Source organism: Chryseobacterium gotjawalense (assembly GCF_030012525.1).
GTDB lineage: Bacteria > Bacteroidota > Bacteroidia > Flavobacteriales > Weeksellaceae > Kaistella > Kaistella gotjawalense.
Genome location: NZ_CP124855.1, coordinates 360,933 through 380,184, shown reverse-complemented (window position 1 = coordinate 380,184; position 19,252 = coordinate 360,933). Strand labels below are relative to the sequence as shown.

Below are 19,252 nucleotides of genomic sequence, written 5' to 3'. Positions count from 1 at the left end.
GGTAAAACAAACAAAAACTAAGAATTTCTCATGGTAATTCTGAAAATTGTTCCCACGCCGAGTTCAGTTTGTGCAATTTTGATATCGCCACGGTGGTATTCCTTGATGACTCTTTTTGCTAAAGACAAACCCAGTCCCCATCCTCTTTTTTTTGTGGAATAACCTGCTTTGAAAGCATTTCTTGCTTGGGTTCTTGTCATTCCCGAGCCGGAATCTTTGATATCGATGACAATGTTTTTACTTTTTTCGTAGAGTTCGATTTCCAGACGCCCCTCTCCTCTCATCGCATCTACCGCATTTTTTACAATATTTTCAATCACCCAGCTCAGCAGAATTCTGCTGTGCGGAATCAGGATCTGTTCTTTTGGCAAGATCAGCATAAAACTTACTTTCCGCGAAATTCTTGATTTCAGATAATCGTAATTCTGTTGTATGGTTTCATTGATATTCAAATCATTAAGCTCGGGAACAGAACCGATTTTCGAAAACCTTTCAGAAATCGTTTTCAATCTGTTGATGTCATTTTCGATTTCTTTTACGCCTTCGCTGTTTTCATTTTCCATGCGGAGAATTTCAATCCAACCGATCATTGATGAAAGCGGTGTTCCGATCTGATGCGCAGTTTCCTTTGCCAAACCTGCCCAAACATAACCTTCATCGGTTTTTTTGATTGTCCGCAGAAACCAGAAAGAAAAGAAAATATAAGCCAAAATAAGCAGACCTAAAATATAGGGTGAATACCTCAAATTATTTAATAAATTGGAATTGGTGTAATAGACATATTGGTTATTTCCATCCGGCATCTGCAGTTCAATGGGCTTGTACGAACTGGCCATTTTATTCACCAAAGCCTGCATTTTCTGAGGATCATTCTGAATTGCTTCGGGGATATTTCTCTGAAAATCAAGACCCAGGGGCTTCTTATTTTTATCGGTAACAATTACAGGAATTGTATTATTGGTTTTGTTAATCTGCAGAATCAAATCCAAAGTCATGGGATCTTCGATGATTTCATTCTGCTGATATTTGATCGTGGTCGCAAAAAGTTCAATCCTTTTGATTTCCTCTTTCCGCAAATAATTAATCAGAACAACAGAAGCCGCTACTACACCTGCAACAGCCGATGTAAGCAATATATAAATAATCCAGTTATTAAGTTTGGAAAAAATCCCGCGTCTCTTCATCGTACGAAAATACAACTATTTTAAAACGTTCAGCACTTGCAATAATGCATCGCCAACATTGCCGCCCTGATAATTATTAATAATGATTGCGAAAACATATTTTTTTCCGTTTTTCGAAGTATGGTAGCCGGCAAATGATTTGGTGTCTTTCATGGTTCCACTTTTCAATTTCATCCCATTTCCCTGGGTCGGAAATCCATCGTAAAATTCATTAAACCAAGGTTGTTTTTTGCTGTAAAGCAACGACTGCACTTCTGCTTTTGCCGAAACGTAGTTTTGGGGAGAAAGTCCACTTCCGTCTGCAAAATTGATCATGGCCGGATTAATTCCTTTTGATTTCCAGAAATCTTTCAGGTAGGAAATTCCTGCATCAAAACTTCCCTCATTATTCTTTTCTTTTCCTAAAGTTTTAATTAAAGTTTCCCCATAAAAATTGATGCTTTTCCGCATAAACCAAAAGATAATTTGATCTAAAGTCGGCGACTTATATTCGAGCAAAAGATTATTCGCCGGAACGGCAGCTGTTTTCTCACCATCAATTCTTTGCTGTGAGGTAGAAGTCACTTTTCCATTAAATTCAATTCCGGATTCTTTCAGCCAATTTTTTATTTCCTGTCCTAAAGTTAAAGGTGGATTTGGAGTTGCTCCGGAAACCGTAATCCCTTTCACTGGCAACACTCCATTGATATAAGCTACCTCAGAATGGGGCGCCGTATAAATCAGGCATTGATCAGAATTTCCGTTTGTTTCAATATCATTCACCCATTTCACATTGGGCAAATCGACATTTAATTTTTTGATTTCGCCGCCGAGCATCTGCATATCGAACTGATTTTCGCGCCAGTTGATTCCCCAAACTCCTGCACCGTAATAATTCCCCAGGTCGTTCCAGGGCCAACCACCGGGAGTCGTGAGAAAGTCAAAATAGGAATCGTCAATAATCAAATTACCGGAAATTTTAGAAATCCCTTTTCCCCTTAAAGACTGAATTAATTTTTGTTTAAAATTTTCGGGTTTATATCCATCATACCTCCAACTTCCCAAAGTGGGATCACCTGTTGATGTCACGAAAAGATCGCCCGCCAAAAAGCCTGACGAAAGAGTCCCGGAATAATAGGCTCTGGTGACAAACTGAAAATCTTTGCCTAAAGTTTCTAAAGCTGCAGCGGCCGTAAATATCTTTTGCGTAGAAGCACTGGAAAGGCCCGCATTGCCATTTTTTTCATACACCAAATTGCCGCCTTCGTCCGCCACATACATGGAAACAATTGAGGAATATGCAGAGGCAGAAGCTAATAATTTCCTGGTTGCAGCATCTAAATTATGTGCGACATTCTGTGTGAAAAAAAACTGGGAAATCAATAGAACAAAAGGGATCAGCTTCTTCATTTTTTACTTTTTTGTGCTCAAATATAAAGAATTAATATTTTTTAAAAGTTAAATATATTAACAATATATCCTTCTATTTTCAATTAATACATAATAACTATTGTTTTTACTTGCATTTTTCGCATTAAATACGTAAACTTTGTAGTGTAAATTTAAAATTTAGAATAATGGCATCAATTATCACAGGCTTATTTGAAAGCCAAAGTCAGTCTCACCAAATTGGCCAGGACTTAGAAAATGCAGGTATTCAGAATCAGGATTACATTCTATATTTGCATGAAGAGAACATTCATAAAAAAATAAAAACCTCTATATGGCAATATTTTTTTAAAGACAAAACCGAACTTGAAGACGACAGTTTGGTGGTCAGTGTAAAAGTAAAGGATCCGGAAGAAACCGAAAAGGTAAAGGAAGTCTTTTCAAGAAACAACTGCATTCATCAAAATTATTTTGAGAACATAAAATTTAGCGATGCAAAATCTTTAGATTATTTAAAAAAAATAGTGGCATTACGTGCCAAAGCAGAGATATTCAATTCCCCGAGCCTTAATTACAGGGGTCAATCGGAAGGGATCAATGCTGAAGTCAATTTTGGAAATTCCCCAGAATCCTAATTTCGTTGTATTTTAGAAGCGGTTTTTTTACGGATCTATTATAATAACAAAAACCTGGGAGTTTTTCATAAATTACATATAACCCTAATATCAAAAACTCTTTAATATAATTAACCAGGAACCTTTCAAAATTTGAAGGGTTCTTTATTTTCTAAAACTCATTTGTCTCCTATGTTAAAAAAAAAATTCTCTCTTATGGATTTAATTACTTTCAATCCTAGCTTTTATTAGCTTCAATATATTTTTATCGGTTTAAATACGCTGACACGGATTTTCTTACAATCGCGATGAATATGCCCTTTCAGCGATCAGAGTTTCATTCAGAAAACCAGTTTCTATTAATACATTTTTTGGGTTTTGTCCACCTATTTGGACTTTTTTTTCTTACTTTCGTGTCCTAATTGGCTTTTATAAATGGTTTACGATTTAGAACAGGAAAATAAAGAAATTCTCGCAAGGTATAAAGATTTAATTACCAATACGTACCGCAAGCTGGATGAGGAACAGAACAAACTCATCCGGAAAGCGTTCGATATTGCTTTAGATGCCCATAAAGACCAGCGCAGAAAAACAGGTGAACCTTATATCTATCACCCGATTGAGGTAGCAAAAATTGTGGCCAACGAGATTGGGATGGGTGCCACATCGATTGCGTGTGCACTTCTGCACGATGTGATCGAAGACTCCGACTATACTTACGACGACCTCAAAAAAATATTTGGAAAAAAAATTGCAGATATTGTCAACGGACTGACCAAGATCGCGGTCATGAATCACCAGAATATTTCGATACAATCAGAGAATTACCGTAAGCTTTTGCTCACTCTTTCCGAAGATTTCAGGGTGATTTTAATTAAAATTGCAGACCGACTGCACAATATGCGGACCCTGGAAAGTATGACGCCGGAGAAGCAGAAAAAAATTGCCTCGGAAACAATTTATATTTATGCACCGCTTGCCCACCGGCTCGGTCTGTATAACATCAAATCAGAATTAGAAGACCTTTCTTTAAAATTTAATAATCCGGAAGTCTATTTTGACATTTCTTCGAAATTAGAACTGGCGAAAGAAAGCCGCGAGAAATACATCGAAGAATTTAAAAAAGAGGTATCGGAACAATTAGAAGATGAAAATCTAAATGTTTCAATTAAAGGAAGAGCAAAAGCAATTTCTTCTATTTACCGTAAAATGCTCAAACAGGGAGTGTCTTTCGATGAGGTTTTTGATAATTATGCCATCAGAATTATTTATAAATCCGATGCTAAGAACGAAAAATTTCTCGCCTGGAAAATCTATTCTATCGTTACAGACCTTTATCACAGTAATCCTCAGCGAATGCGGGACTGGATTTCTCAGCCGCGTTCTACCGGTTATGAAAGTCTGCATCTTACCATTTTAGGCCCTGATAAAAAATGGATTGAAGTTCAAATCCGGTCCGAACGGATGGATGATATCGCTGAAAAAGGCGTCGCAGCTCACTACAAATACAAGGAAGGTTACCAACAAAGTTCTGATGAAAAAAACTTTGAACGTTGGGTAAGAGAAATCCGTGAAGTGCTGGAAAATCAGCAGTCGATGAGTACGACAGAACTCTTAGATGACATTAAGCTTAATTTATATTCAAAAGAAGTATTTGTCTTTACCCCAAAAGGGGAAATAAAAACGCTGCCGATTGGCTCTACTGCTTTAGATTTTGCATTTTCAGTGCATTCGGATTTAGGAACAAAATGTCTTGGCGCGAAAGTAAACGGTAAATTAGTGCCTATTTCCTATGTTTTATTAAATGGCGACCAGGTTGATATCCTTTCCTCACAAAACCAAAAACCCAAAGTAGACTGGCTGGATTTTGTAGTCACTTCGAAAGCCAAATCAAAGATAAAAGCTATTCTGAATTCTGAAAATAATGGTTTAGTGGAAGAAGGAAAAGAAATCCTGCAAAGAAAAATGCGCCACGCAAAACTTAATTTCAATGATGAGGAAATAAATAAAATGCAGAAATTCTTTGAGTTAAAAAGTTCTCAGGAATTATTTCTCAAATTTCAAAATGGTGATTTAGACATCGGTGACATTAAAAAATATACCGAAGGAAAAGGAATTTTCAGTAATATTCTACAACGTTTCCGCAAATCGCCAACCAAAAACGAGCTCTTCACCGAAACGCCGGAAACCAATCTTGACATGATTGTTTTCGGAAAAGATGAGCAGAAAATGAATTATTCGTATGCGAAATGCTGTACCGTAATTCCGGGCGACAGAATTTTCGGATTCATTACTATTTCTGAAGGAATTAAAGTTCATAATGACAACTGTCCCAATGCGATAAACCTTCGTGCCCAATATGACTATCGGGTTTTACCGGCAAAATGGGTCAATGAGGAAAGTTTCAAAAACAGAATAAAAATTGAAATTGAAGGCCTCGACCGCATGGGAATGATCAACGATATTACAGCAGTCATCAGCAACAACATGAATATGGACATGAAAAGCATGTCTATTGAATCTAATAACGGCGTCTTTTTAGGCAGCATTAATCTGGAAGTGAGAAACCGAAGCCAGCTGGACGAAACTTTCAAACAACTCAAAAATATTAATGGTGTTTCCCGTGTAAAACGAATGTAAAAAACACCACTAAATAAATCCTATGCTCATTACCGAATATTTTAAAAAATTTCTTCACAGTTCACAATCTTCAGGAATACTCTTAATCCTTTGTGTTTTAATATCACTCTTTATCGCGAATTCTTCACTCGGAGTTTCATTTCAAAATTTACTGGATACCCACATCGGAACTGAAATTTTTCATCTTAATTATCCGCTGAGCATCTGGATAAATGACGGTTTGATGGCAATTTTCTTTTTGCTCGTCGGTTTAGAAATCAAACGGGAAATCGTAGAAGGTGAACTTTCAACCTTTAAGTCTGCTTCATTACCCATTATCGCGGCAATCGGCGGAATGATTGTTCCCGCTTTAATTTATTACTTTTTCAACCACGGCACCGAATATGCAAATGGCTGGGCAATCCCGATGGCAACAGACATTGCGTTTTCTCTCGCCATTATTTCGATGCTTGGGAAACGGGCACCGCTTTCTTTAAAAATATTCTTGGCTGCTCTGGCAATTGTAGATGATTTAGGTGCAATTATGGTGATCGCTATCTTCTATACCGACCAACTTCACTGGGATTATCTGGGATTAAGCGCAGCAATGGTCGTAATATTAATCCTGCTGAATTTCTTTAAATTCAAGAAACATATTTTCTATATTATTCCGGGTTTATTTCTTTGGTATTTCATGCACCATTCGGGGATTCATGCGACGATTGCAGGCGTGCTTTTGGCCTTCACCATTCCGACCAATACTTCTACCACTGAAATTTCACCTTTAGAAAAATTAGAGCAGAAATTACATTTGCCCGTCAACTTTCTGATCATGCCGATTTTTGCTTTGGCCAATACGAATATCACTTTTAAAGACGGAATGGTGGACGGACTTTTCAGCAACTTTGGCTACGGAATTATCTTTGGATTAATCATCGGTAAAATCATCGGAATCAACTTGTTTTCCTGGATTTTCATTAAATTAAAAATCAGCAGTTTGCCCGACAAAAGTTCCTGGTCTCAAATGTTGGGCGCGGGACTTCTGGCAGGAATTGGTTTTACCATGTCTATTTTTATTGGTTTACTTTCCTTCAAAGGACATCCTGAAATTCAGGATGAAGCCAAATTTGCCATTTTGGTCGCTTCTGCAATTTCGGGATTCGCAGGTTTTTCTTTGTTAAAGTATATTGGGAAAAAGAAGGAAAATCTGGAAGAAACAGAAGGCTAACGGTTTCTTTTTATCTGTGAACAGGAAAATTTTCTTATTGCTGTAACATCCAAAAATTTAACGGAACTGATAAATCATTTATCCGTTGTAATATGATGATGGTCTTCAATAATATCCTCGGTTTCAGAAAGCAGATCTTTATCAAACTGCAATTCGCCGGAAGCCATTTCTTCAGCAATCATTTTTTCGACACGAACTCTTTTAATGGCGATATTCAATTCATTTCCCAATAAAATTAAAATGATATTGATATTCACCCAAACCATTACCAAAATAATTGTTCCGATAGAACCGTAAAGAACATTGTACCTCGAAAAATTTCTCACATAAATGGCAAAGAAATAGGTCACCAGCACAAATAAAACTGTGGTTAAAATCGCACCGGGAACAGCTTGTTTAAAAGTGGTAATCTTCAAACAACCCACCCAGTAAAAAAGCGCCAATAAAATAAAATAGAAAATCGGGAACGAAATAAATCCAATGATCTTCGACATATTATCGACCAACCAGGAAATGTTAATTTCGGGTGTAAATAATTTCAGAACTACTTCACTGTAATAGATTCCCAACAGAGAAGCAATAATCAGCAGAATAAATGCGATGGTTATAACGAAAGCCACCAGATATTCTTTAACAAGACCCCGTTGTAAATTGGTATTGAAATTAAAACCGTTAATCAAAGAATGCGTTCCATTTACCGCAAAAACCATTGCAAACACAATCGTCATATTGCTGATATTTTTTATATTCGGGATAATAAAATTTTGAATATATCCCGTAACATCGCTTTGCATACGGGCCGGCAAGATATTCTGCATCAACACTTCAAAAATATAAAACTGCAATTTATCGTAATGCGGAAGATACGGCAGCAGCGAAAGTAAAAACAGTATAAAAGGAAACAGGCTCAGGAAGAAACTCCACGAAATACTCGCTGCGCTTCTGCCAATCTGCATTTTAAAAACACCTTGTCCATAGATTTCAAACATTTTCCAAAGAGAAATTCCTAAAAAAGGAATATGAATCTTATCCAGAAAATCTTTTATTTTGATGATGAATTGTGGAGTTTTAATGCCCATTAATTTATATTTGCAAAACAAAGATATGAAATGCGAATTAATTTAGTCTGCATGGGCAAAACCGATGATAAAGAAATTACCAATCTGGTCCAATATTATCAAAACCGGCTGCCAAAATACTGGAATTTTGAAATCATCGAAATTCCCGATGTAAAAAACGCCAAAAACCTCAGTCCTGATTTACTCAAAAAGGAAGAAGGAAAATTGTTTTTAAATTTAATTGAAAACTCCGACACCATCGTCCTTCTCGACGAAAAAGGAAAACAGTTTACCAGCCGCGAATTCGCTGCCAAAATCGATAACTGGATGAGTTCCTCGGTGAAAAAAGTTTCGATTATTATCGGAGGTGCTTACGGCTTTTCAGATGAAATGTATGCACGGGCTAATGAAAAAATGTCGCTTTCAAAAATGACCTTTACCCATCAGATGATCCGGCTGTTTTTTGTAGAACAGATTTACCGTGCAGACCAGATTCTGCAGGGAAAACCGTATCATAACGACTGATCAGAATTAAGTTTAATGGTAAATCACATTGACACTTTTATCAATTTGATAAACATTTGCTCATTTCACTATAAAATTGCTTTAATGGTACATTTTTTTCTTTAGACAAGAAAAAAATGTTATGGCATTAGAACAACTCGATAAGTACACCAAGTTTTTTGGTTTTATTCTCAAATACTACAACAGTGATATTGTGAAATCTACAACGAATTCTGCAATGAACGAGATGACCGTGGAAGAAATTCCCAAAGATGATTTCGATGATCAACCGGAAGAACTTGTGGAAGATTTAAAAAGAATGGGCCCCACCTACGTTAAATTAGGACAACTTCTTTCAACAAGACCCGATTTATTGCCTGACAACTACTTGGCTGCACTTGCTGGATTACAGGATGATGTAGAAACCATTTCTTATCAAGAAGTAGAAAATATTTTTGAAGAAGAAATCGGAGTTAAAATCAGCAAAGCATTTGTTGAGTTTAATCCCGTTCCGTTGGCAAGTGCTTCTATTGGCCAAGTTCACAAAGCTGTTCTGCATTCAGGCCGTGAGGTTGCAGTAAAGATTCAAAGGCCTGGGGTCCGCAAGAATTTTTTCGATGATCTGGATGCCTTGAAACAGATGGCAGCAATAGCGGTTTCACATTCCAAAGAGGCAAAAAAATATGCACTTGACGATGTTGTGGAAGAGTTGCGGTATATACTTCTCAATGAACTCGATTACCATAAAGAGGCACAGAATTTAATGGTCCTCAAAGAAAATTTAAAAGAATACAGCCACCTCGTCATTCCGCAACCAGTTGTTGAATATTCATCTTCTAAAGTATTGACGATGGATTTTATAGAGGGTAAAAAAATCACGTCGCTCGGTCATTTAAAAAAGTTAGAAACTGATTTTAATCCATTAATTGATGATCTTGTTGAAGCTTATTTAAAACAGATTATTGTAGATGGTTTTGCTCACGCCGATCCACATCCCGGAAACATTCATTTAACTTCCAATGACCAAATCGCTTTGATGGATTTGGGAATGGTAGCAAAGTTCAGCCCCAAAATGATGGAAAAAATAATGATGTTACTGGTCGGAATGAGCAAAAAAGACGGCGACGCCATTACGGAAGCATTATTAGAAATGAGCGACTATAATTCTGCCACCGCAAATATTGAAAACTTCAGAAAAAACATCAACAGACTTGTCTTAGAAAGCACCAGCACGAAAGCTGAAGATATGGAAACCGGCAGAATTGTACTGCAAATGAATAGAATTGCCGCAAACGATGGAATAAAACTGCCGGTGGAACTGAATATTTTAGGGAAAATATTATTAAATCTAGACCAGATAATTGCGGTATTAACTCCCAACTATAATTTACAGCAAGCCATTCAAAAATTTATTAAAAGAATGGTCAATAAAAAAATAAAGCAGGAATTAAAACCTGAAAATGTGTACGGTTTATTATTAGACAATAAAAAACTCGCTGAAAATTTACCGGGCCGCCTTAATAAAATCACAGAAAAATTAGCCAATAACGAATTTGAAATCAAAATTAATGCGATCGATGAAACACGCTTAACCGATGGTTTTCAAAAAGTTGCTAACCGCATTACCTCGGGGTTAATTATTGCAGCGATGATTATTGGAGCCGCATTACTTATGAGAATCCCGTCCTCCTACTCTATTTTAGGATATGGAATTCTGCCTTTCATTTTTTTCCTGATTGCAATCGGACTGGGCCTTTTCCTTATTTACAACATTATGTTTAAGGATGAAAACTTCAGAAACGACAAAGACTCATGAACAAAAGATTGAAATTTTCAAACAGGCATACTGCTAGCGGCAACTTTTTTTATTTCTAAAGTTTTTTATGTTTATTTTTGTCCTCTATGAAAGATTTGTCTTTAAGAACCGTCACCGTCATGCGTTATATTCTACCTCTGAGAGAAGGCGGCTCTCTGCCCGCACTTGCAGAAGCCGACGATGATTTTAAATATGTCTTAAAGTTCCGTGGCGCAGGTCACGGCGTGAAGATGTTGATTTCGGAATTATTGGGCGGAAAGATTTCACAGGTTTTGGGATTGCCGATTCCCGAACTGGTTTTCGCCAACCTTGATGTGGATTTCGGAAGAACGGAAGCCGACGAAGAAATTCAGGATTTGCTGAAGTTTTCTGAAGGTTTAAATCTGGGACTGCATTTTCTTTCCGGTGCAATTGCTTATGATCCATCTGTAAAAGTTGATCCCTTTTTAGCATCGAAAATTGTCTGGTTAGATGCTTACATTACCAATATTGACCGTACTTTTAAGAACACCAATCTTTTGATGTGGCACAAAGAACTTTGGCTTATTGATAATGGAGCCTCTTTATATTTTCACCATTCCTGGATGAATTTCGAAAAACATGCTTTAAGCCCTTTTGCTTACATAAAAGACCACGTTCTTCTTTCCCAGGCAACCATGCTTGATGAAGCAGATCAGTTTGCGAAATCGGTACTGACCGATGAAATTCTGCACGCCATTGTAGCCTTAATTCCATTAGAGTGGCTGGACTGGAACGATACCGACGATTCGCCGGAACAGATTAAAGAAGTCTATTTTAATTTCCTGAAAGCACGTCGCGATCATTCTGTAAACTTTATAAACGAAGCGAAAAATGCAAGAGGTTAAAATTTACGAATACGCAGTCATTAGGCTCGTACCGAAAGTTGAAAGAGAAGAATTTTTCAACATCGGCCTGATTATGTTTTCGAAAAAAGAAAAATATATCCGTTTTGAATTTCACCTTTGTTCTGAAAAGTTTCGAACGATGAAATGTAAAATTGATTTCGGGGACATCTCTAAAAACCTGGAAAATTTCAAACACGTTGCGAGCGGAGAAAAAGAAGGCGGTCCGATCGCTTTACTCGACATTCCCGAAAGATTCCGGTGGTTAACGGCGGTTAGAAGTTCTATAATTCAAACCTCGCGACCGCATCCCGGAAAAACTAAGGATCTGGATGGAACTTTTGAGCGACTGTTTGAAGAATTGGTGAAATAAAAAGAAACTTTAAATCAACAGATTCAGGTTGTCTTTAAAACTCCTTCCGACAGGAATAACAGCTTCATTGTTCAAAATAATTTCGTGCATATTGATTTTCTGAACAAATTGTCTCTGCACCGCGAAACTCCGATGAACTCTAATAAATGACTGAAAATCAACCTCTTTTAAAAGATTCCCGATACTCGATAAAACACAGTGTCTTTTCTGCGAAGTAATAATCAGAGAGTAATCTCCGAGTGCTTCGATGTAGAAAATGTCGTGAAGTTTCACTTTCGTTTGCTCGTGACCTTCTTTAATATAAATCACATCGCTACCCAAACTTGATTCAAACAAATCGGCTTTCAGTTTAATCTCCATAAATTCTTCAACCCGTTTAATGGCATTCTCAAAACGGTCAAATTTAATGGGTTTTACAATGAAGTCTAAGGTATGCAGTTCAAAACTTTCTACAGCAAATTCTGAATGTGAAGTAATAAAGATACATACCGGAACTTCCTGAGCACTTTTTCGAAGTTCAACACCTGATAAACCCGGAAGATCGATATCTGAAAACAATACATCAATTACATTTTCCGCGATTGCCTTTAATGCGTGTTCAGCACAAGAATAAACTCCGATTACATTAAGAATAGGGAATTTTTTGGCGTAGGATAATACCGTCAACCGGTCAATCTCGCAATCATCGACAATGATAGAGTTGAGTTTCAAGGTGATAGGTTTTAGTTTTACTCAAAATTACTAAAAAAGAATCAGAAAACCACCGCCACCGATTTAAAATATTTCAATGATTCCCTGTTTTCAGTCTTCCACTAAAGACTGAAAAATGATCACGTCAATAAAAAAAAATCTTAGGACAAATAACAATTACAAATTTTCGGCTCTGCTTTACGCTCTTGAATTACTTCAGCAATATTCTTAAAACCGTTCGATTGTTTTGCTTCTGAAACCGCACCTTTGAAGTGTTTTCCTACACCTTAAATTTTCGTCAGCTTTGCGAATTTCAAAATGAGATTTTTTTCGCCCTCATGCTGGAATTTCACTTTTGCTTTGATGTTTTGAGGATCGGTGCCATCAAGAAAAACAACATCCCCCACGCCAAACCGGTCGTGACGAACCCTGTCACCCACTTCGATATCCTGGGAAGAATTCCCACTTGGATTGATTATTCTTGCTGTAGCAACAGGTTTTAGATTTTGCGGAACCGGCAGCGGTTCATTTCTTTCAATCGTTTTCTTCGGATCTTTCTTTTTAAAGAATCTCGGCTCTGCAGGCTCATCATCAAAAATATTTGATTTTAAACCGGAATTATTCATGAAACGGTTTTCGGTTGCAGGGTTAACGAATTCCAGGTACTGCTCATCAACTTCACTTAAAAATCTGGATGGCTCCGCATTGGTAATTTTACCCCACTGAAAACGGGAAACCGCATAGGTAAAAAACACCTGCTTTTCGGCTCGGGTTAAGGCGACATAAAACAGACGTCTTTCTTCCTCCAACTCCTCTCTGGTGGAAGAACTCATAAAACTTGGGAAGAGATTTTCTTCTAAACCGACCACATGAACTACGGGAAACTCCAATCCTTTTGAAAGGTGAATCGTCATCAGTGAAACCTGGTCGCCATCTTCATTTTTGTCGGTTTGTGTATCTGCAGAAAGAGCGATATTTTCGAGAAAACTGGAAAGCGACGGATCACCATCTTCTATCTGTTGCTGCTCTTCGATAAAACCCTGCATCGAGTTCATCAATTCCTGAATATTTTCAACCCGGGAAATTCCTTCGGGAGTTTGATCGTCTTTTAAAAACTTAATAATGCCGGTTCTTTTCGCAACTTCCATGGCGACATTGTAAGCATTCTCGGTTTTCAACATGACCTGAAATGCTTTAATCATGGACCAAAAATCAGAAAGCTTGGTTAAAATTCCATTATTTAATTTCAAGTTGGGCGCATAAAAACCCAGATTATCCAAAACCTGCGAGACCGAAATATTTTGAGAATCGGCAAAGACTATTAATTTATTTTGCGTAGTTTCTCCAATCCCACGGACCGGATAATTGATAATTCTGGAAAGCGCTTCGGAATCATTTTCATTAATTAAAATCCGCAAATACGCTACTAAGTCTTTCACCTCTTTTCTCTGGTAAAAGGATAATCCGCCAAAAACTTTGTAGGGAATATTCTTCCGTCTCAAAGCATCTTCAAAGGCACGTGTTTGAGAATTGGTCCGGTATAAAATCGCAAAATCAGTAAACTTTTTCTGTTGAGAATTGTGCTGTTCCCAAATATTAGAAGCAACAAAATTCGCTTCATCTGCATCTGAAAGCGAACGGTAGACTTTTATTTTCTCTCCTTCTTCATTTTCACTAAAGACGTTTTTCTTAAACTGCTGCAAGTTTTTAGAAATGACCACATTTGCAGCATTCACGATATTCTGCGTCGAGCGGTAATTTTGTTCCAAAGAAACTGTTACCGCATCCGGATAATCTTTTTTGAAGTTTAAGATATTCTGAATATTCGCCCCACGGAAGGAATAGATTGATTGTGCATCGTCTCCTACGACGCAAATATTTTCAAATTTAGAAGCCAAAGCTTTCACAATTAAATACTGCGAATGGTTGGTATCCTGATACTCATCGACCAAAATATAACGGAACCGGTCCTGATATTTTGCCAAAACTTCCGGAAACCTCGTCAGTAATTCATTGGTTCTTAAGAGTAAATCGTCGAAATCCATCGCCCCGTTTTTAAAACAAGCCTCGACATATTTCTGATATATCACGCCGATACTTTTCATATTGGCTTTTTCGTCGGCTTCAATAAGCTCTGGGTTATTGAGATAGGCTTTTACGGTGATCAGATTATTTTTATAAGAAGAAATTCTGGCCTGAACTTTTTTAGGTTTGTATAAATCGGAATCGATTTTAAGGTCTTTCAACACTTTTCGAATGACATTTAAAGAATCCTGAGAATCATAAATGGTAAAGTTCGACGGGTAGCCAATGTAATGGGCTTCTGACCTTAAAATACGTGCAAAGACAGAGTGAAAAGTTCCCATCCAAAGTGATTTTGCTTCACTTTGACCGACTACTTTTGCGATTCTTTCCTTCATTTCCTTTGCCGCTTTATTGGTAAAGGTTAGGGACAAAATATTAAAAGGATCCACCAGATTGGTAATCAAATGAGCGATACGCATCGTAAGCACACGTGTTTTACCGGATCCTGCTCCGGCAAGAACCATTAGCGGTCCTTCCAGGGTGGTTACGGCTTCATATTGTGCTTCATTCAGTCCTTTTAAATACTCCATTTTCATAAAAAAATTTGACAGACAAAGGTACATATTTTATAGCCTTTTTAAAAGTCTGAACCCTGATTTGAATTTGCGAAAAGAAAAATTCCATGAACTGAAACTGTCTTTTGAAAAGCAAACTCTTTCCCCTCGCCCTATTTGCGGCGGAAATTTGATAAATTATAAAATCATAAAAATCAGACTTTCAATAGATGAACAAATGAAAATTTCGGTTATTCGTATTGCTAAGCCATTTACAGGCTTTTGGATTTTTAGAAAAATCTACAACTATTCTTTATTAATGTTAAATAATTAAAAAAAAGCTTTATATTTGCACACTAAAATTCAGAATAAAAAATGAGCACTATATTTACATTATTCATGGTTCTTATCATGATTGCTAGTATTTTACTAATCATTATGGTTATGGCACAAAACCCTAAAGGTGGCGGTCTTTCGGGAACGTTCGGCGGAACATCTTCTGCCCAATTTGGCGTTCAGCGAACCAATGACTTTATGGAAAAAGCAACCTGGACTTTAGGAGCAATTATTGTTGTATTGATTTTGTTAAGTGTTATTTTAACGGCAAAACCAACTACCAGTTTCCAGCAGACACCAGCGAAGAAAGAAGCTCCAGCACCACAAACTGCTCCCGGAACCAACAATTCTGCCACAATGCCAGCTCCTGCAGGCAATTAATAAAAAATATTTTATTTAAATACTAAAAAAGAGATTCATTAATTTGAATCTCTTTTTATTTTGTTTTTCTCTAAGGTATGTCTTAATTTCAATCCTGCTGAAAGGAAACCATGTTGTATTGGTTTTTGTTTTTTATAATATTTATCAACAAAAATCTGCATCGCACCATAAAATTGCTCTAAATATTTCAGATCTTTTACTGTACTCTCCCCTTTGTGATGCAGTATTGAAGATTTTCCGTAATACCAGTTTTTATATTTTTTCCTAAGTAAGGTAAAACACAGATCGATATCTTCTCCATACATGAAGTACTTTTCATCTAAGCCACCGATTTCTTCATAAATCGATTTTTTCATCAAAAGGAACGCACCGGTTACCACATCTACTTCTGCAACTTCATATTCGCCAATATCATTTCTATAATAGGATTTTGACGTGTTTTTCTTAAAATTGTTGAATAGTTTCTCAAAAGAATTAAACATATCAGGAACTGACCGTTTGCTTTCCGGAAGAAATTTTCTTTCCGCATCATGCAGACGAACACCCAAACAACCAAAACTTTCTTTGGAATTCGCAAAATCAAGAATTTCCGTCATATCGTAATCTTCGAATTCGGTATCGGGATTAAGTAAGAGAATATAATCTCCTACTGCTTCTTTGACCGCTTTATTATTAGCAATCGCAAAACCTTCATTTTTTTCTGAAGCAATAAATTTGAACTTTGGAAATTCAGTTGCTAAATCTTTCCAGGAGGAATCAGGAGAATTGTTATCAATGATAATAACTTCATATTCAACACTCTGAACAAAACGTTCTATTGAGGAAAGGCATTTCCTTAATAATTCTGTAACATTATAATTAACGATAATAATAGATAAATTCATCTTCCAATTAGCTTTAAATAAGCATTACGATTTATTCTAACCATATATTTTAATTTATAAAACACAAAATATAAAGCATATTCGGGAAATCCTATCCGATTCTGCAACAACATTTCCTTTAAATTTTTTTGGAAACCCTTTTCCATTGCTGCGAGATTTGCAGATAAACCCGAGATGCCGAAAGATCTTTTTCCAGAATCAGCAAGAAGAAGCTCTTCATTTAAAATATACATTTTATTGTGTTCGGAAATCTTTAACCAATAATTCAAATCCTCAGCATGTCTCTGATTATCATCAAACAAACCACTATTTTGCAAAACCTTTCGTTTAAAAATAACGGTGGAAGGCTGTGTTTCATTTCGGAACATTAATCTTCGAAAAGTAATTTCTGACAGATTATTTTGATCCACTTTATAAGGATAAAGCAATTGATGATTTATTCTTCTCGTTCCAAGAAAGTCAACATCAAAATCTTTGTTTTCCAAAAATCTCATCTGCTTCTCAGTCTTTTCGGGCAACCATTCATCATCAGAATCTAATAAAGCGATGTAATCCCCTTTTGCGATTTTCATAGCTGTATTTCTCGCTTTGGAAACGCCACCGTTTTCCTGGTTCATTAAAATAATATTCTGATCAGGATTTTTTTGCTGGTAATTTTCAATGACAGTTTTGCTGTCATCGGTAGATCCATCATTCACAACAATAATTTCAAAATCTCCTTTCCAAGTTTGATTTTTTATCGAGATAAAAGTTTTTTCAATGCTTTTTTCGGAATTATAGACAGGAATTATTACAGAGATCACGCGTTTTAAATCTTAAAATTAAAAATATCAATGGCTAAAATAAGAAATTAGTTTTTAACTTAATCTTTCTCATTATAAGGCAATCTATTCTGAATCGATCTTCCCAAAGAAATTTCGTCGGCGTATTCTAATTCGTCACCTACCGAAATCCCACGTGCTATGGTCGAAAAACGTACGGGTGAACTTTTGAATTTTTTATAGATATAATAGGCGGTGGTATCGCCTTCCATGGTGGCGCTTAAGGCAAAAATGAGTTCTTTTACAATTCCGTTTTCCAATTTTTTTTCGATGGACGAAATGTTGAGTTTATTAGGACCAATTCCTTCCATTGGAGAAATTTTTCCGCCAAGCACCAGATATTTTCCCCGGAATTTCCCGGTATTCTCAATCGCCATCACATCTCGGACATCTTCTACAACACAAAGTAATTCTTCTGTTCTTTTGGGATTAGCACAAATTTCACAGATTTCAGCATCCGAAAAATTATGACAATTTATGCAGTATTTAATATCGATGACTAATTTTTTCAGGGAATCAGCCAAAGCAATTGCCTGACTTTCGGGCTGTTTCAAAAGATGCAAAGCTAACCGCAAGGCTGACTTTTTACCAATTCCCGGTAAACCAGAAATTTCATCCACGGCTTTTGCTAAAACTTTGCTCGGATAATCCATTTCACAAAAATAAAGTTTAATAAGAGAAGTTCCAAGTTTCAGAGATTTTATTATCTTTAAAAAAAATAATAAATGGTCCTTAAAAATCTGAATTACCCTCTTGATTTTAAATTTAAAATAACCACTTTGTCCAGTGATTTTAACATTACCGATAAAAATGGAAATTATGTAGCTTACGTTCGCCAGAAAATGTTCAAACTCAAAGAAGATGTTCTCGTCTTCAATGACGAATCCAAATCGCAGGAACTGTTTAGAATAAAGGCCGACCGCTGGTTAGATTTCAATGCCAGTTATTCCATCAACGATCTTTTGACCCATAAAAATTACGGCCGGCTCGCCAGAAAAGGAATGCGCTCTTTCTGGAAATCGCATTATGAAATTTTTGATGACAATGATCACCTCAAATTCTCTGTTAGCGAAGACAATGCCTGGGTGAAAATTATGGACGGACTGGTGAGCGAAATCCCAATTATCGGCATGTTCACCGGATATTTCCTCAATCCTTCCTACACGGTAAAAGATGCCGGCGGAACAGAATATTTCCGATTAAAAAAAATGCCTTCTTTCATTGGAAGAAGATTTCAGCTTGACCGTTTAAAAGACATCGATGACCAGGACGAATCGTTGGTTGTTTTGTCTTTTTTAATGATGGTTTTGCTGGAAAGATCACGCGGATAAAATAAATAAACTTTAATAAAAAATAGACCGAATGAAAAAACTGATGATTATCGCTTCTTTAATAATGTTGTTTTCCTGCAAGAAAGAAGAGAAAATTTCGGAAAACAAAGTAACTACCGACTCTTTACAGGTCGTAAATGATTCTGTAAATATACCGGAAACTTTAAACCATATCAAGCTCGAAACATTCGATTTTCCCGCCGAAGTCAATGGCTGCTCCTGCTATTTTTCTAAAACAAAAGAAGACTTTAACAATGAAAAATACGTTTATATTGACGATTACGGAAACAGTGCGTTTTTGAAAATTGACGGAAAATCCGTAAAAATCAAAATGGAAGAAGGTGATTTTGATCCTGAAAACTTTAGCAAAACCATTAAGAATGATGAATTTTCGATAACCATTCAGGGAAAAAAAATAAAAGACTTAGAAGAAGTGATGATGTTTGAAGGAACGATGACCGTAGAAAATAAAAAAGGTGAGAAAACAGTCACGCCGATTTACGGAGAATGCGGCTGTTAAATAGTCTTAAAATTAAACTATTGCGCTTTTGAAAATTTCAGGAGCGTTTTTTTATTTGTAATTTTGAGCTAAATAAATTATAA

At 36.4% G+C, this 19,252-nt stretch carries 19 protein-coding genes; 11 read left to right on the top strand and 8 right to left on the bottom strand.

Going from position 1 to position 19,252, the window contains the following annotated elements; genetic code table 11:
- Positions 1–17: 17 nt before the first annotated feature.
- Entirely contained in the window at positions 18–1,184 is a 1,167-nt protein-coding gene (locus QGN23_RS01660; RefSeq protein ID WP_282905301.1) for a sensor histidine kinase, read from the bottom strand.
- 15 nt (positions 1,185–1,199) lie between these two features.
- Positions 1,200–2,573 carry a D-alanyl-D-alanine carboxypeptidase/D-alanyl-D-alanine endopeptidase gene (dacB, locus tag QGN23_RS01655; RefSeq protein WP_282905300.1) on the bottom strand — a complete coding sequence of 458 codons (1,374 nt, stop codon included), beginning with the start codon at positions 2,571–2,573 and terminating at the stop codon, positions 1,200–1,202.
- Between the two features lie 167 nt (positions 2,574–2,740).
- On the opposite strand from dacB, the gene QGN23_RS01650 reads away from it, so the two are divergent.
- The 3 genes from QGN23_RS01650 (at position 2,741) to nhaA (ending at position 7,013) form a co-directional block, all read left to right on the top strand.
- A complete protein-coding gene (locus QGN23_RS01650) occupies positions 2,741–3,187 on the top strand; it encodes a hypothetical protein (protein WP_282905299.1) in 447 nt (148 codons plus the stop codon).
- A 414-nt stretch (positions 3,188–3,601) separates the two neighbouring features.
- On the top strand, positions 3,602–5,806 hold the full coding sequence (locus QGN23_RS01645) for a RelA/SpoT family protein (RefSeq protein WP_282905298.1): 2,205 nt from the start codon (positions 3,602–3,604) through the stop codon (positions 5,804–5,806).
- 22 nt (positions 5,807–5,828) lie between these two features.
- Positions 5,829–7,013, top strand: a complete 1,185-nt coding sequence (gene nhaA, locus QGN23_RS01640) for a Na+/H+ antiporter NhaA (protein ID WP_282905297.1) — start codon at positions 5,829–5,831, stop codon at positions 7,011–7,013.
- 74 nt (positions 7,014–7,087) lie between these two features.
- Here the strand turns inward: nhaA and QGN23_RS01635 are convergent, their stop codons facing one another.
- The gene (locus QGN23_RS01635) at positions 7,088–8,092 is read right to left on the bottom strand and encodes a YihY/virulence factor BrkB family protein (RefSeq protein ID WP_282905296.1); all 1,005 of its coding nucleotides are present in this window, start codon (positions 8,090–8,092) and stop codon (positions 7,088–7,090) included.
- 30 nt (positions 8,093–8,122) lie between these two features.
- On the opposite strand from QGN23_RS01635, the gene rlmH reads away from it, so the two are divergent.
- From rlmH to QGN23_RS01615, 4 genes are all read left to right on the top strand, one after another.
- Positions 8,123–8,596, top strand: a complete 474-nt coding sequence (gene rlmH / locus QGN23_RS01630; RefSeq protein WP_282905295.1) for a 23S rRNA (pseudouridine(1915)-N(3))-methyltransferase RlmH — start codon at positions 8,123–8,125, stop codon at positions 8,594–8,596.
- 121 nt (positions 8,597–8,717) lie between these two features.
- Complete coding sequence (locus tag QGN23_RS01625; protein WP_282905294.1) at positions 8,718–10,391, top strand: ABC1 kinase family protein; 1,674 nt, start codon at positions 8,718–8,720, stop codon at positions 10,389–10,391.
- A gap of 86 nt (positions 10,392–10,477) precedes the next feature.
- Positions 10,478–11,257 carry a HipA family kinase gene (locus QGN23_RS01620; protein WP_282905293.1) on the top strand — a complete coding sequence of 260 codons (780 nt, stop codon included), beginning with the start codon at positions 10,478–10,480 and terminating at the stop codon, positions 11,255–11,257.
- The gene (locus tag QGN23_RS01615; protein WP_282905292.1) at positions 11,244–11,627 is read left to right on the top strand and encodes a DUF3037 domain-containing protein; all 384 of its coding nucleotides are present in this window, start codon (positions 11,244–11,246) and stop codon (positions 11,625–11,627) included. Before QGN23_RS01620 ends, QGN23_RS01615 begins: the two co-directional genes overlap by 14 nt.
- A 9-nt stretch (positions 11,628–11,636) precedes the next feature.
- Here QGN23_RS01615 and QGN23_RS01610 read toward each other — a convergent pair whose 3' ends face one another.
- Positions 11,637–12,338 carry a LytR/AlgR family response regulator transcription factor gene (locus tag QGN23_RS01610; RefSeq protein ID WP_282905291.1) on the bottom strand — a complete coding sequence of 234 codons (702 nt, stop codon included), beginning with the start codon at positions 12,336–12,338 and terminating at the stop codon, positions 11,637–11,639.
- 266 nt (positions 12,339–12,604) lie between these two features.
- Complete coding sequence (locus QGN23_RS01605) at positions 12,605–14,932, bottom strand: ATP-dependent helicase (protein ID WP_282905290.1); 2,328 nt, start codon at positions 14,930–14,932, stop codon at positions 12,605–12,607.
- Between the two features lie 67 nt (positions 14,933–14,999).
- On the opposite strand from QGN23_RS01605, the gene QGN23_RS01600 reads away from it, so the two are divergent.
- The gene (locus QGN23_RS01600) at positions 15,000–15,230 is read left to right on the top strand and encodes a hypothetical protein (RefSeq protein ID WP_282905289.1); all 231 of its coding nucleotides are present in this window, start codon (positions 15,000–15,002) and stop codon (positions 15,228–15,230) included.
- 41 nt (positions 15,231–15,271) lie between these two features.
- Positions 15,272–15,613: a preprotein translocase subunit SecG gene (secG, locus tag QGN23_RS01595; RefSeq protein WP_282905288.1), complete on the top strand. Its 342-nt coding sequence runs from the start codon at positions 15,272–15,274 to the stop codon at positions 15,611–15,613.
- 38 nt (positions 15,614–15,651) lie between these two features.
- On the opposite strand, the gene QGN23_RS01590 is transcribed toward secG, so the two are convergent.
- The 3 genes from QGN23_RS01590 to recR are packed head-to-tail and all read right to left on the bottom strand — an operon-like array spanning position 15,652 to position 17,971.
- Complete coding sequence (locus tag QGN23_RS01590) at positions 15,652–16,497, bottom strand: glycosyltransferase family 2 protein (RefSeq protein WP_282905287.1); 846 nt, start codon at positions 16,495–16,497, stop codon at positions 15,652–15,654.
- Complete coding sequence (locus QGN23_RS01585) at positions 16,494–17,300, bottom strand: glycosyltransferase family 2 protein (protein WP_282905286.1); 807 nt, start codon at positions 17,298–17,300, stop codon at positions 16,494–16,496. The genes QGN23_RS01590 and QGN23_RS01585 overlap by 4 nt, the downstream gene beginning before the upstream one ends.
- Before the next feature lie 59 nt (positions 17,301–17,359).
- On the bottom strand, positions 17,360–17,971 hold the full coding sequence (gene recR, locus QGN23_RS01580; protein WP_282905285.1) for a recombination mediator RecR: 612 nt from the start codon (positions 17,969–17,971) through the stop codon (positions 17,360–17,362).
- A gap of 72 nt (positions 17,972–18,043) precedes the next feature.
- On the opposite strand from recR, the gene QGN23_RS01575 reads away from it, so the two are divergent.
- Complete coding sequence (locus QGN23_RS01575; RefSeq protein ID WP_282905284.1) at positions 18,044–18,649, top strand: LURP-one-related/scramblase family protein; 606 nt, start codon at positions 18,044–18,046, stop codon at positions 18,647–18,649.
- A gap of 31 nt (positions 18,650–18,680) precedes the next feature.
- Complete coding sequence (locus QGN23_RS01570) at positions 18,681–19,169, top strand: hypothetical protein (protein WP_282905283.1); 489 nt, start codon at positions 18,681–18,683, stop codon at positions 19,167–19,169.
- The last annotated feature ends 83 nt before the right edge of the window (positions 19,170–19,252 follow it).

Coding starts and splice junctions, on each gene's coding strand:
- dacB (WP_282905300.1), bottom strand. CDS start 2,573: ATGAAGAAGCTGATCCCTTTTGTTCTATTGATTTCCCAGTTTTTTTTC.
- QGN23_RS01625 (WP_282905294.1), top strand. CDS start 8,718: ATGGCATTAGAACAACTCGATAAGTACACCAAGTTTTTTGGTTTTATT.
- QGN23_RS01575 (WP_282905284.1), top strand. CDS start 18,044: ATGGTCCTTAAAAATCTGAATTACCCTCTTGATTTTAAATTTAAAATA.
- QGN23_RS01590 (WP_282905287.1), bottom strand. CDS start 16,497: ATGAATTTATCTATTATTATCGTTAATTATAATGTTACAGAATTATTA.
- nhaA (WP_282905297.1), top strand. CDS start 5,829: ATGCTCATTACCGAATATTTTAAAAAATTTCTTCACAGTTCACAATCT.
- QGN23_RS01635 (WP_282905296.1), bottom strand. CDS start 8,092: ATGGGCATTAAAACTCCACAATTCATCATCAAAATAAAAGATTTTCTG.
- QGN23_RS01645 (WP_282905298.1), top strand. CDS start 3,602: ATGGTTTACGATTTAGAACAGGAAAATAAAGAAATTCTCGCAAGGTAT.
- QGN23_RS01620 (WP_282905293.1), top strand. CDS start 10,478: ATGAAAGATTTGTCTTTAAGAACCGTCACCGTCATGCGTTATATTCTA.
- QGN23_RS01605 (WP_282905290.1), bottom strand. CDS start 14,932: ATGGAGTATTTAAAAGGACTGAATGAAGCACAATATGAAGCCGTAACC.
- secG (WP_282905288.1), top strand. CDS start 15,272: ATGAGCACTATATTTACATTATTCATGGTTCTTATCATGATTGCTAGT.
- rlmH (WP_282905295.1), top strand. CDS start 8,123: ATGCGAATTAATTTAGTCTGCATGGGCAAAACCGATGATAAAGAAATT.
- recR (WP_282905285.1), bottom strand. CDS start 17,971: ATGGATTATCCGAGCAAAGTTTTAGCAAAAGCCGTGGATGAAATTTCT.
- QGN23_RS01660 (WP_282905301.1), bottom strand. CDS start 1,184: ATGAAGAGACGCGGGATTTTTTCCAAACTTAATAACTGGATTATTTAT.
- QGN23_RS01650 (WP_282905299.1), top strand. CDS start 2,741: ATGGCATCAATTATCACAGGCTTATTTGAAAGCCAAAGTCAGTCTCAC.
- QGN23_RS01615 (WP_282905292.1), top strand. CDS start 11,244: ATGCAAGAGGTTAAAATTTACGAATACGCAGTCATTAGGCTCGTACCG.
- QGN23_RS01570 (WP_282905283.1), top strand. CDS start 18,681: ATGAAAAAACTGATGATTATCGCTTCTTTAATAATGTTGTTTTCCTGC.